Source organism: uncultured Algibacter sp. (genome assembly GCF_947495925.1).
Lineage (GTDB): Bacteria > Bacteroidota > Bacteroidia > Flavobacteriales > Flavobacteriaceae > Algibacter_E.
This window is the reverse complement of the sequence record NZ_CANMAU010000003.1, coordinates 382279-395063: the sequence shown is the minus strand read 5'-3', so window position 1 is coordinate 395063 and position 12785 is coordinate 382279. Positions and strand designations below refer to the sequence as shown.

The window sequence follows — 12785 nt, the reverse complement described above, 5'->3', positions numbered from 1 at the left end:
AGTACTTTTATACGTACAAATCTACGTATTAATACTTAATTTAAACATTTAAAATTACGTAATTATAAAAAATTATGAGGTTGACAATTTTGGATTGTTGATTTTGAGGATTTATCAAAATGAAGTATATAATCAACTAGGGTTTATTGGTTTTTATTGTATTTGAAATTAAAAAAAATTGAATCATTATAAAACAAGATCAATGAAATGGGTTTACTAAACCCTCAAAAAAAGCATCACTTCTTAACGTGTCGTTCACTGATAGCAAAAAATCTAAGATACAATCATGTAAAAACCCTAGTATATCGATTATACCAACCCAAACTCTTTAGCCTTATTACTTAATTCCATTAAGTTTTTAACCTCTAGCTTTTTCATGAGGTTAAAACGATGTACTTCAGCAGTTCGCTTGCTGATTTTAAGTTCATCAGCAATATCTTTATTGTTCTTTAATTGCAATACTAAACTAAGTATTTGCTTTTCGCGCTTTGTTAATTTAAAGGGATCTTCTTTGATTTCAACCTTTGACTTAGAAACCACATTGGTATTACCGTTCACAAAATTATTCATGATAATTGCCGAAACATCACCAGTAAAATACTTACCTCCTGAGGCTACTTTTGTTACTGCTTTTAGAAACTCTTCTTTACTTGCTCCTTTTAATAGATAACCATCTGCACCGGCTTGAATTGCTTGCACCACGTATTCTTCAGAATCATGCATTGATAAAACTAGTGTTTTAACATCAATCCCAGCTTTGGTAATGGCTCCAACAGCCTCAATGCCATTCATTTCTGGCATTCTGATATCGATGATTAGTACATGCGGTTTGTTCCTCGCTATCACTTCTAAAGCCTCTATTCCGTTTGAAGCTTCATCAATAACTATAATTCCAGGTTGGTCCTCTATTAAGGCTTTAATACCATCTCTTACCAAAACATGGTCATCTGCAAGTACAACATTTATTATATCCATAAATAACAATAATATAAGTACAAAAGTAATAAAATTACGTAATACTACGTATTTAACTTTTAAGCGCAGTCACTTGAATTTCAATTTTCATTTTGTCATCTGCCAATCTAGCCGAAAACATAGTTGCAGCTGGCTTAATACTACCCAAATACTTTTTAAGTACAGGCCAACATAGTTCAAACTCATCAGCTTCTGGTAGAATATAAATTATGCGAACAATATCAGATAAACTAGCATCAGCTTGCTCTAAGGTCTTTTTAATATTTATAAAACATTGTTCTGCTTGTTCTATAACCTGATCACTAATAGTCATTGTTTCGTAATTATAACCTGTTGTTCCCGAAACAAAAACCCAATCGCCTTGAACTACTGCTCTGGAATAGCCTATTTGCGCTTCAAATGTCGACCCTGAACTTAATAGTTTTCTATCCATAATTATTTATTTAACGGAATATTTAATGTAACTCTTGTTCCCTTATCTATCTCAGAAGTTAAAAACATACGTCCATCAATATATTTGATGCGCTCTTGCATAAAGGTCATTCCCATACCTCCATCTCCTGATTTAACATGCTTCACCTCCGAAGGGTCAAACCCTTTTCCATTATCATCAATAACCAAACTTAATATATTTTTACTGTGAGATAACGACACCAAAATATGACTAGATTCCGCATACTTAATCGCATTATTAATAGCCTCTTGCGTAATACGATAAATATTAATTTCAGCTAACGAATCCAATCTTTGTGTGAAATCTGTTTTATTAAAAAATACGATTTCCTTCCCTGTTAAACGAGCAAGTTCCTGAGTAAGTTTTGTGATTGCAGGCACAATGCCATGGTCTGTTAACTCCGGCGGTGTTAAATTGAAAGTAGCCGTTCTAACTCCCTTTATAATATTAGACGTTAGCTCTTTTAAATGTTCAATTTTTGCGGTAGCCTTTTTGATATCTGTAGCATCAATGCTCTCTAAATTATACTTTAAACCGGTTAGCATTTGGCCAATACCATCATGCACATCTTTAGCAATACGATTTTGTTCCTTCTCCTGATTCTCAATAATTTTACTAGAAATTATTTTTTGTTGACTCATCTTTTCCTCAAAGCTTTTGTTTGTCAACCTATCAATTTCTATTTGTGCCCGTTTACGTTTGGTAATTTCAGAAGCAATAACCAATAACTCTGATTTATCATCTGTAGGAGTATATGGTATAATCGCCATTTCTAACCAAACATCATCACCATTTTTTGTGCTCGCCTTAACTTCACCTTGCCAGCCTTTTTTCTTATGCTTTGTAATTAAATCTTCAATTATAGTGCGTTCATGATCTTCAAAAGACAGCACGTCCCAAAATAAAGCATTATCATTAAATTTAGAAAACTTAAATAATCTGGTAAACTTATTACCCATATGCACGACATGGCCATTTGGTAAAATACGAGCAAACAAAAGCGTATCATCCATAGCTCGACTTAGAGCCCGAAGCTCCTTTATAGATTTTTCCTTAGCAGTACTTAATTCATCCGCATCAAACGCCATTTTCTTCGCGCGTTTTTCAGCTAATAATAAATCTGCCAAAATAGATTTTACCGATTTTGCAGCTGGCCAAAAAATAAACAAAAACTCCCCTAAAAGAATAAGTAAAGTAAGACCGGTTAGCCAAGTTTCGAGTTGACGAAGCCACTCTACTTTTTCATCTGCCTCTAAATCATATTGATTTACAATATCATCCATCATCTTTAAAAACTCCGCCTCATTCGTTTTTACTTTTTCAATATCTAAGGCGTATGCCGATAATGGCAATGGCGGTATATTTTCAATCTTATTAATAATAGATTTTGATGCCATACTAATAGTATCAAAAACAGGATTTAATTCTATAAACTTAGTAGCGACCTTCGTACTTTTCTTGTTAGGCAACCCTAAACTATCATTACCGTTTTGAAGTACATTATGTGATAACTCCCAGAGGTGGAGCGTTTCTTTTATGCGATTTTTAAGAAGAATACGATTATCTATATTAGATTCGGCAGAAAGAGATACAATATCTTTAGTTAATTTCTGACTCAACATACGTTGTCTTCCAGCCACATTAATTACTGTTGAGTCACTCTCTTGACGACTAAGATGTGTACGAATTAATATCTGACTAATAATAACCGAAACCGCAATAGTACTAAGTGCGATAATGTATAAACGGCGTAATTTATCAAACGTACTTTGGTCTAATGAATTACTCGATGTAGTCATACTTCACATTTAAGAAATGGCTTGTTTGACTAAAGCTAAACTTTTTTCGGAGAAGGGTATTTTCAAGGCTGCTTCGTGTCCCTTATCAGACATTTTTATCCATGTTTTTTTCAAGATATCTATAATTTTTTCATCATCATGTTTAGCAGCAAACTCTTCAAAGTAGTAATCTAAAAATACTAAACAAATAGTATCTTCAAGAGCTTGAGATTCTTCGTTTTTCTTAATAAGTTTTTTTGAGATAATAGTCTTGACCCTATCTGTAAAGGGGTCATCAAAACCCACTTGTTTTAAAATATCTGCCGTTAAATCAGCATGCATTCTTTTTAAGGTTTCTCGCCATTTTAAATAACCAACACGATCCATTGGATATTCATCACGAGCTATTTTCCACCGGCAGATGTGTTGTGCACGAGCAGCTATTTGAAGTGCTTTTGAAGCATTTGGATCAAACTGCAACAACGTCCTAGTCATGCGCTGCGAGTACAACAACTCTTTAGGGTATCGCAAACCAGCAACTTCGTAGCTGTTTACATCTTCAGAATTAGCTTTATCAACTAAGGCAATAGCAGTTTCAAATCGTGTAGGCTTCATAATGTATATTACTTATCGTTAATCCGAAAAGCCAATATACACATTTCCATTTTCAATTTTAACAGGATAGGTAGCTATTTTCAAATCTTCCCCGCCTAGACTACTACCATCTTCTAAAGAAAAGTTCTTTTTATGCATTGGACAAGCTACTTTAGGAATATTATCCTTATCACCAATCATACCTAAAGACAGTACCATTTCCATTTTATGTGGACATAAATTTTGAGTAGCATACCACTTCCCTGTTCTTGCAAAATTATAAACCGCAATCTGTTTGGTTTTGTGTTTTATACAGGCTCCGCTATTCTCTGGAAAATCAGAAGTTTCTCCAACTCTAAACCATTCTTTTACAGCATCTACTGCAACGGATTCGTACTGACTTAAAATATCTTGCATAATCTATTTTTTGTTGATTTGTTAATGTATTGGTTTATTGAACTGTAAACAGTTCAACAACTTTTAAGCCCACTGCTTAGGCATTTTTTGTTCTCTCATGGGTACAAAAACCAAGTTATCGTCCGTATCATCAGAATTCACAAAATGCTTAAAACGTTTCATCATTTCTGGATTCTCAATAGCTTGTTTCCATTCACATTCATACCTATTTACTAAACCTTGCATTTCTTGTTCTAAATCTTCAGCAATACCTAAAGAATCTTCAATAACCACTTGTTTTAAATAGTCTATACCTCCTTCTAACTTATCTAACCAAGGTGCCGTTCTTACTAATGGTCCTGCAGTACGTATATAGAACATTAAAAATCTATCCAGATACTTTACAACAGTTTCGTCATCAAGTTGTTCTGCAAGTAATACGGCATGTTTTGGTGTTGCCCCACCATTTCCACATACGTATAAATTCCAACCACCATCAACAGCAATTAATCCAAAATCCTTTCCTCTTGCCTCTGCGCATTCTCTAATACATCCAGAAACACCTCCTTTTAATTTGTGAGGAGAACGCAAACCTCTATACCTGTTTTCTATATCGATAGCAAAGGTTACACTTTCGTGCATACCATAGCGACACCAAGTTGACCCTACACAACTTTTTACTGTTCTCAATGATTTTCCATAAGCATGACCACTTTCAAAACCGGCATCAATTAACTCCTTCCAAATCATTGGCAATTCATGAATCTGAGCACCAAATAAATCAATACGTTGCCCTCCCGTAATTTTAGTGTATAAATCGTATTTTTTAGCAACTTCACCAATAACTATTAATTGGTCTGGTGTTATCTCACCTCCCGCAACTCGAGGTACTACAGAATATGTACCATTACGTTGAATGTTCGCTAAAAATCTATCATTGGTATCTTGAATATCAGGCTGACGATTTGGTGTTTCCATGGTAATGGTTGCAAAAATTGACGCTAACAATGGCTTACAAGTTTCACATCCATGCCCTTCACCAAATAGGTTAAGCGCTTCCTGGTAATTAGGTACTTTATTTATTTTAATTAAATCATATAATTCCTGTCTGCTAAAATTAAAGTGCTCACATATGGTCTCTTTAACTTCCTTGCCTAAAGATTTTAGGGTTTCATTAACCAAGTCTGTCACCATAGGTTTGCAACCACCACAACCTGAAGTCGCTTTAGTTTTTGCCACAACATCACCAAAATCATTACAATCACCATCTGTAATTGAACAACAGATATCACCTTTAGACACACTCTCACAAGAACACACTTGAGCGGTATCTGGTAAATCTAATACACTTCCAAAAGACGATCCGCCTTCGCTTGCAGGTAATATTAATTGTGAAGGATCTTCAGGAATAGCCATGCCATTTAAATACACTTGGTGCAACATATTATAATCTGCTGCATCACCTACTAATATCCCTCCAAGAAGTGACTTACCATCTAAACTTACATTAATACGTTTATATAAATGTTGTGTTTTATTTTCAAATATGATAGAGTGTCCTTTTGAAGCTGGCATAAACGGTTCGCCAAAACTTGCAACATCTACCCCAATCAACTTCAATTTTGTTGACATATCAATATCTGCAGGCATTAAAGTTTCAGTTTTACCAATAATTTGGTCTACTGCAACTGCAGCCATATCATAGCCTGGGGCTACCAAACCATAAATCATTTGATTATATAGAGCAATCTCACCAATAGCATATATACTATTATCTGAGGTTTGCATTTTGTTATCGACTACTATACCTCCACGAACACCAACGTCTAATCCGCAAGCTTTCCCTAGCTCATCTCTAGGGCGAATACCAGCCGAAACCACAAGCATATCCACGTCAAGAACGTCATCTTCGCCAAATTCCATTCCAGTTATTGCACCATTTCCTAAAATTTGATTTGTTGCCTTACTTAAATGAATATTTAAACCAATAGACTCCAATTTAAGTTGTAGTACTTGGCTACTCCTAGAATCTAATTGCCTTGGCATTAATTTAGGAGCAAATTCTACAATATGTGGCTCTAGCCCCATATCCATAACAGCTTTACCTGCCTCTAAACCTAATAATCCACCTCCAAGAACTGCTGCTCTAGCACCTGGTTTTTTAGCTTTTAGCTTAGCAGCATAAGCCAGCATACCCTCTAAATCTTCAATAGTTCTGTAAACAAAAACACCTTCTTTCTCAACACCTTTAATTGGAGGTACAAAAGGTGAAGATCCCGTAGCCAACACCAAATGATCATAAGAAAACTCACGATCTTTTGCTGTTTTTATAGTTTTAGAAGTTCTGTTAATATCTGCAACGCGCTCACCAGTAATTAAATCAATACTATTATCGGCATACCATTGTGCTGGCGCCATTTCTAAAGCCTTTGCGTCTTGGTTTTCAAAAAATTCGCTTAAATGAACTCGATCATATGCAGGTCTTGGCTCTTCACCAAAAACTGTTATTTTAAAGTCTTTACTTTCAGCCTTTTCTACAAATTTTTCACAAAACTTGTATCCAACCATTCCATTTCCAACTACAATAATATGTTGCATAAATTACGTATTTAAAAACAAAACTAAGTATTTATACGTATTTTTATTTATTTCTTCAGAAGAATTTCACGTAGAAAGGTCATTATTGTCAATTTGATAAATTGGAATAAGAATAATTGATTATTAACAAAATAATGGGTTTAGATTTTACTGAATACCTAAAGACTCTCAATAGTAATTCTAACACTCTTTGACGCCGGAGTCTTTGCCGTGTGGGCAAAACTATCTAAAGGCACTAATACATTCGTTTCAGGGAAATAGGTTGCGCAACAGTTTTTCGGTATATCGTAACCCACAACTTTAAATGCATTGGCTTCACGAATTACGCCCTTAAATTCAGATTTTAGATTAACAACATCATGCTCTTTTAAATTACGTAGTTTCATATCTTCCTTATTCATAAAAATGACACGTCTTTCGTTAAAAACACCTCTATAGCGATCATCTAAACCATAAATAGTTGTATTAAATTGATCGTGACTACGTATGGTCATCATGATTAATTCATCTTCTTTTAATGTCCATTCTGGCAACTTATTCTTTGAGAAATTAGCTTTTCCTGTTTTGGTTTTAAACTTTCTTATACGTGCTCCGTTTGGCAAATAAAACCCTGACGGATTCTTAAGTTTTTTATTATAATCCGTAAATCCGTCAACAACCTCAGCAATATCATTTCTAACCAAATCATAATCATCCTTATAAGCTAACCAATTAATCTTTGAACGGTCTTTCAAAGTCGCATTTGCAATTCCACATACCACTGCAACTTCACTAATTAAATCACTAGAACAAGGTTCTAAAACGCCTTTAGTTGAAGACACAACTCCCATAGAATTCTCGACACTTTGCGTTTGCACACCTGTTTTTTGGTAGTCTTTCTCCGCTCTCCCTAAACACGGAAATATAAGTGCCTCTTTACCTGTTACCAAATGTGAGCGGTTAAGCTTAGTACTTACATGAACCGTTAAATTACAGTTAGCCATAGCTTGCGCGGAATAGACTGTATCTGGGACAGCTGAAATGAAATTACCACCCATTCCAAAAAACACCTTTACTTTTCCTTCATACATAGCTTTTATGGCTTCTATAACAGAATAACCATGTTTTACCGTTGGCTTAAACCCATATTTAGCTTCAATTTTGTCTAGAAACGCTTGAGGAGCCGCCTCCCAAATACCAACAGTCCTATCGCCTTGTACATTTGAGTGGCCGCGAACAGGACATGTTCCTGCGCCTTCCTTTCCTATACTTCCTTTTAGTAATAATAAATTAACAACTTCTCGAATATTATCTACTGCATTTTCATGCTGTGTTAAGCCCATTGCCCAACAAATAATAATCTTATCATTATTTAAAATTAATTCAAAGGCTTGATCAAAAATCTCTTTTGAAACTCCCGAGGCTTTCAAACACTCATCAAAATTATAAATTCTTAAATCTGAAATAAAAGCATCATAACCATCTGTATATTCCTCAATAAAGACCTTATCAAAAACATCACCTAACTCCTCTTCTTTAGCCAAAAGTTTTAATAGTATAGCCTTGAAAAAAGCAACATCACCGTTAATAGTTACAGGCACAAAAACATCTGAAAGTTTTGTTCCTCCAGTTAACATTTTTATTGGACTTTGTGGGTCAGTAAATTTCATCAGTCCAGCTTCTGGCAACGGATTAATGGCTATTATTTTACCACCATTCTTTTTTGTTTTTTCTAATGCAGATAACATCCTTGGGTGATTGGTGGCTGGATTCTGACCAATAATCATAACCAAATCGGCCTTGTATAAGTCCTTTAAAGTCACAGAACCTTTACCAATACCTAAAGTTTCAGAAAGTGCGCTTCCACTGGCTTCATGACACATATTAGAGCAGTCTGGTAAATTTGCTGTACCAAATTCTCGTACAAATAACTGATATAAAAAAGCGGCCTCATTAGTTGTTCTTCCCGAAGTATAAAATGCAGCTTCATCAGGATTACCCAAAGCGTTCAAATGCGCTCCTACTTTTTTAAAAGCATCTTCCCATGAAATGGGCTCATAATTCGAAGCTCCCTTCGGTAAATACATGGGCTCTGCAAGTCTGCCAGATTTACCTATTTCAAAATCGGATAATCCTCCTAATTCATCCACAGAATGTTGTGCAAAAAACTCTCGATTAATAAGTTTATTTTGCATTTCCTCAGACATGGCTTTCAAACCATTTTCACAATACTCTCCTAATATTGAACGCTCGTCATCTGGATCTGGCCATGCACAACCCGGACAATCAAAACCACCTTTTTGGTTTAAATTAGTAGAAATTTTTAGGATATTACTGGGTTTAATATATTTAAAAGCATGCGAAGTCGCTGCTACTAAACCTCCTATACCTGCAGAATTTGTAGGTGGAGTTTTAATCTTCAAACTCTCAAACTTTTCAGGTGTTAATGCTTTGTCAATAGGTGTTTTGCTCATTTGCCAAATATAATAAATGCTAAGCCAAATTCAAGGTGGCATTCACTTCCTTGAATAACAGCTTCATTAAATCATTTATAATATTTTGGAAATAGTATTTAAATATTTGCAATATAGTTGCTCAGGCTTTCATCCCGTTTCAAACCCATTTTTTTTCTTATTCTATGCCTGGATATATGTACACTATTTATTGATATACTCAATAACCCAGCCATTTCTTTACTGTCAAAATTCAACTTAATTAATGCACAATGCTTTTGCTCTGTTGGAGTTAATGTCTTGTGCTTTTCTCTTAAGCGATTGTAAAAATCTGTATTTACTTCAGTGAAACGCACATTAAATCGCTCCCACATATCATTATTACCTCGTGTTACTTCTTTTTTCACCTTTTTATATATATTACCAGGCGCTTCATCTTTTAAAATGTCTAGTAACTTATCTACTTTTTTATCTTTCTCAATTAGTTGTAAGGCTGAAACGGTGAGTTCTTTGCTTTTTGTCTCTAGAATAATATTAAGCTTTTCCTTATCATTTTTTGTTTTTAACTCAATATTCTCTTTTTCAACTTTAAGTTTGCGCATTTTATTAAGTTGATAATAAACAATCAACAATATAACTACGGTAAACAAAATAAAAGCAATACTAATGATGAGCCTTGACTGAACAAGGTTTTTCGTTTTAATAATACTTTCTTGTTTATTTATATAAGCATCCTTCTTTGCAATTGCCTCCTTATACCTGTCCTTTATTTCAAAAAGTTCATTATTATTTTTACTGCGAATACTAAAAAGACTATCTGACACTTTTATGGATTCGTTTAAGTAAAAATAAGCATCACTTATATGCCCTTTTCGTTTATATAATTCCGATATTTTCTTTAAAATGTCGGCTTTCAAATCAGTATGAGATTCGAAAATCGCCATAATTTCTAAACTCTCTTTATAATACGACTCAGCTTTTTCTAGATCATTTTTCTTATAATATAGATCTCCTAGAAAAGAATACACCACAACCAAAAAAGACTTTTTATCCGCTTCAAAAGATTTAGCTACTTTCAATAAAATCTTCTCAGACTTTTCTAGTTGATTAGTTATTAAAAATATATTAGCTTTTTCTGCATACACATAAGGGTTATTCATTCCCGATGATATATTTTTCTTTATAAATAAGCAAGAATCAAGATATATCAAACTTTTATCATATTGCTTTGCTTTACGATACTGTATGGCCAAACCATAATAAGCTCTTGTAAGATTTCCTTCATAATTATGACTTGATTTGTCTGTTTGCTTTGCGTAAAATAAACTAAGTTTTTTATGCTTAATCGCTTTTTCCTCTTTTATATATATACTATAAAGCAAACCCAATTCGTCATGAATAGAACTAAGCTTTAAGTAATTATTAGACGCATTTGCCAATAGCAGAGCATCCCATAAATGATCATAAGAAAGAGAATAAGAACCTTTGTTTTTGTTTTCATCAGCCAGTTTTAAATGATTATTAATCATGGCTAATGTATCCATGGTATTATTAGTAGTTTTTTGTAGTTGATTTTGTATTAAAATAACAGCACTCAAATTCTGAAAAGAATATTGACTAGTAAAGTTGTTTTTAGTTACGCCAAAAGCATTTATTACAAGCAAAAAAAGCATTAAAAAAAAAGGCATATCTCTTTTCATGTTAAGCTATTCAATGATTTTGATAAGTTTTTCAAAAATATAAAACATGATTTTAGTAAAACTATTATTAGCATATTTTATCTAACAGTAAAGTTATTGCTAAGTCTTATTGAACCTTTATAAATGTCAATTCTAGTAGTTTAGCAGAAATTTAAAATCTTAATAACACAGTATAATCTAAAACATTTAAATCTTTACTAATGAAGAATTTTTATATTACTTTTCTTTTACTCCTACTATTTATTTCCTGTTCAAGTGATAACACCGAACCAGAAATAACCACTAAAGAATCTCCAATCGAAAAAACAGAAACTGAAACTGAAACTGAAGAAAAGAATAACGCCGAGGAATGTAAAATCACAAATTTGGACGGGTTGATTATTATTGAAGCTGAAAATTTTGAACTTAAAGGACAATGGAGAATAAAAGAAGATGAAAAAGCGTCTGGAGGGAAGTATATTGAATATTATGGACCTAATAGTTATAATAATCAAAACCTATCTAACGAGATTACAGTAAAATTTACGGTTGATAAAGCATCACATTACCGTGTTAGATGGTTTATGCGTCAACCCGATGAAGCTGAGGGTGATAAATCTAATGATGCTTGGATTTATTTATCTGATAATGTTGGTTACGCTTGGGTTAACAACGCAGACCTTAATTTAGAGCATTATGAAAAATTTGTAAGTAGAGGGAAAGAGGAATTCGCATATGGAGGTGTACTTGATCTTCATAATCCAAAAGCGAGTTCTTGGCTTACAGCAAAATTTCCTGCAGCAGGAGAATATACCCTTAAAATTTGTGCTAGATCAGAGTATTTTCAATTAGATCGACTTGTACTTTCATCGGGAATAACTGATGATGATGCCCAAGAAGCATCTAGAAATCAAGGAGAAACGTTAAATTGCGATTAAAAAAAGCATATTCGACTTTAAAATTACTACAGATGAAAAGCAGTTTTGCTAAAATTCTTGTCATAATTGCCATAATTATGCCCAATATTATTAAGTCTCAAGATTTTAATTATAATAATAACCGGATAGCTTGCAGTGCCGATGGTAATGCTCAACCAGATTTAAATTATAAAGGCAAATATAATTATGCAGATCCTGATGATTGGGGAGCCACTCCAGCAGCATTAGCGATGCTTGCCAAAAAAGGTCTGCAAGGACAATTGGTGCATTTTTCGTATAACAATTTTATGCCATCTCCCCCACATACCACAACAAGAAATTACATGAAAGAAGGTGTTGATGGATCCATTTCTAGGTGGGCGTTTAACAAAGATATTTTTTTCGATGTGGGTACTCATAAAAATGAAGCTGTTAAACACCTTGAAAAGGAATTGCTTAAATCAACCAAAGAAAACCCTTTGTTTTTTATAAACATGGGACCATCGGAATTTCTTTACCAAGCTGTGAAGCTTGTGATTGACAAAGGTGAATCTGAAGTCTTATCAAATGTATATATCATATCGCATAGTAACTATAATGATAATCATTTAAGACGGCCAAATCATCACACTATAGATCAAGTTATAAAACTAAGTGGTAATCGTTTAAAGTTTAAACGAATTAAAGATCAAAACAATAAAAACGTTCCTACGGAAGGATGGAGTTCATTATATGATTGGAGCGTTTGGGAATGGTTAGAAAATCATGATAATGCTGATTTAGCATGGATTTGGACATGCATGAAAAAACATAAAGAGCACAGGGCAGACATATCAGACGCTGGAATGGTTTACTACTTATTAACAGGTGATGAAGCCGGTAATCCCACAAAATTTCAAGTTTTTCTCGGTGATGAAATAAAAATTAATTCGAAACCAAAATAGTAACCGCAGATCATAGAT

General features: G+C 33.7%; 10 protein-coding genes. 2 read left to right on the top strand and 8 right to left on the bottom strand.

The window, feature by feature from the left end; translation table 11 throughout:
• Positions 1-309: 309 nt before the first annotated feature.
• The 8 genes from Q0857_RS08060 to Q0857_RS08025 form a co-directional block, all read right to left on the bottom strand.
• Positions 310-975, bottom strand: coding sequence for a response regulator transcription factor (locus Q0857_RS08060; RefSeq protein ID WP_298533639.1), 666 nt, complete (start codon positions 973-975; stop codon positions 310-312).
• Between the two features lie 52 nt (positions 976-1027).
• The gene (locus Q0857_RS08055; protein WP_298533637.1) at positions 1028-1408 is read right to left on the bottom strand and encodes a RidA family protein; all 381 of its coding nucleotides are present in this window, start codon (positions 1406-1408) and stop codon (positions 1028-1030) included.
• 2 nt (positions 1409-1410) lie between these two features.
• Entirely contained in the window at positions 1411-3228 is a 1818-nt protein-coding gene (locus Q0857_RS08050) for an ATP-binding protein (protein ID WP_298533635.1), read from the bottom strand.
• A gap of 9 nt (positions 3229-3237) precedes the next feature.
• The gene (locus Q0857_RS08045; protein WP_298533633.1) at positions 3238-3822 is read right to left on the bottom strand and encodes a DUF4202 domain-containing protein; all 585 of its coding nucleotides are present in this window, start codon (positions 3820-3822) and stop codon (positions 3238-3240) included.
• Positions 3823-3840: 18 nt separating this feature from the next.
• Entirely contained in the window at positions 3841-4218 is a 378-nt protein-coding gene (nirD, locus tag Q0857_RS08040; protein ID WP_298533631.1) for a nitrite reductase small subunit NirD, read from the bottom strand.
• A 63-nt stretch (positions 4219-4281) separates the two neighbouring features.
• Complete coding sequence (gene nirB, locus Q0857_RS08035) at positions 4282-6795, bottom strand: nitrite reductase large subunit NirB (RefSeq protein ID WP_298533629.1); 2514 nt, start codon at positions 6793-6795, stop codon at positions 4282-4284.
• Between the two features lie 158 nt (positions 6796-6953).
• On the bottom strand, positions 6954-9248 hold the full coding sequence (locus tag Q0857_RS08030) for an FdhF/YdeP family oxidoreductase (protein ID WP_298533627.1): 2295 nt from the start codon (positions 9246-9248) through the stop codon (positions 6954-6956).
• A 98-nt stretch (positions 9249-9346) separates the two neighbouring features.
• Positions 9347-10927, bottom strand: coding sequence for a tetratricopeptide repeat protein (locus Q0857_RS08025; RefSeq protein ID WP_298533625.1), 1581 nt, complete (start codon positions 10925-10927; stop codon positions 9347-9349).
• 200 nt (positions 10928-11127) lie between these two features.
• Between Q0857_RS08025 and Q0857_RS08020 the strand changes: the two genes are divergently transcribed.
• Positions 11128-11844, top strand: coding sequence for a hypothetical protein (locus Q0857_RS08020; protein ID WP_298533623.1), 717 nt, complete (start codon positions 11128-11130; stop codon positions 11842-11844).
• 32 nt (positions 11845-11876) lie between these two features.
• Positions 11877-12767: a hypothetical protein gene (locus Q0857_RS08015; RefSeq protein ID WP_298533621.1), complete on the top strand. Its 891-nt coding sequence runs from the start codon at positions 11877-11879 to the stop codon at positions 12765-12767.
• Positions 12768-12785 lie beyond the last annotated feature (18 nt).

Excerpts from the sequence above, each read along its gene's own strand:
- Q0857_RS08060 (WP_298533639.1), bottom strand. The coding sequence starts at position 975 with ATGGATATAATAAATGTTGTACTTGCAGATGACCATGTTTTGGTAAGA.
- Q0857_RS08055 (WP_298533637.1), bottom strand. The coding sequence starts at position 1,408 with ATGGATAGAAAACTATTAAGTTCAGGGTCGACATTTGAAGCGCAAATA.
- Q0857_RS08050 (WP_298533635.1), bottom strand. The coding sequence starts at position 3,228 with ATGACTACATCGAGTAATTCATTAGACCAAAGTACGTTTGATAAATTA.
- Q0857_RS08045 (WP_298533633.1), bottom strand. The coding sequence starts at position 3,822 with ATGAAGCCTACACGATTTGAAACTGCTATTGCCTTAGTTGATAAAGCT.
- nirD (WP_298533631.1), bottom strand. The coding sequence starts at position 4,218 with ATGCAAGATATTTTAAGTCAGTACGAATCCGTTGCAGTAGATGCTGTA.
- nirB (WP_298533629.1), bottom strand. The coding sequence starts at position 6,795 with ATGCAACATATTATTGTAGTTGGAAATGGAATGGTTGGATACAAGTTT.
- Q0857_RS08030 (WP_298533627.1), bottom strand. The coding sequence starts at position 9,248 with ATGAGCAAAACACCTATTGACAAAGCATTAACACCTGAAAAGTTTGAG.
- Q0857_RS08025 (WP_298533625.1), bottom strand. The coding sequence starts at position 10,927 with ATGAAAAGAGATATGCCTTTTTTTTTAATGCTTTTTTTGCTTGTAATA.
- Q0857_RS08020 (WP_298533623.1), top strand. The coding sequence starts at position 11,128 with ATGAAGAATTTTTATATTACTTTTCTTTTACTCCTACTATTTATTTCC.
- Q0857_RS08015 (WP_298533621.1), top strand. The coding sequence starts at position 11,877 with ATGAAAAGCAGTTTTGCTAAAATTCTTGTCATAATTGCCATAATTATG.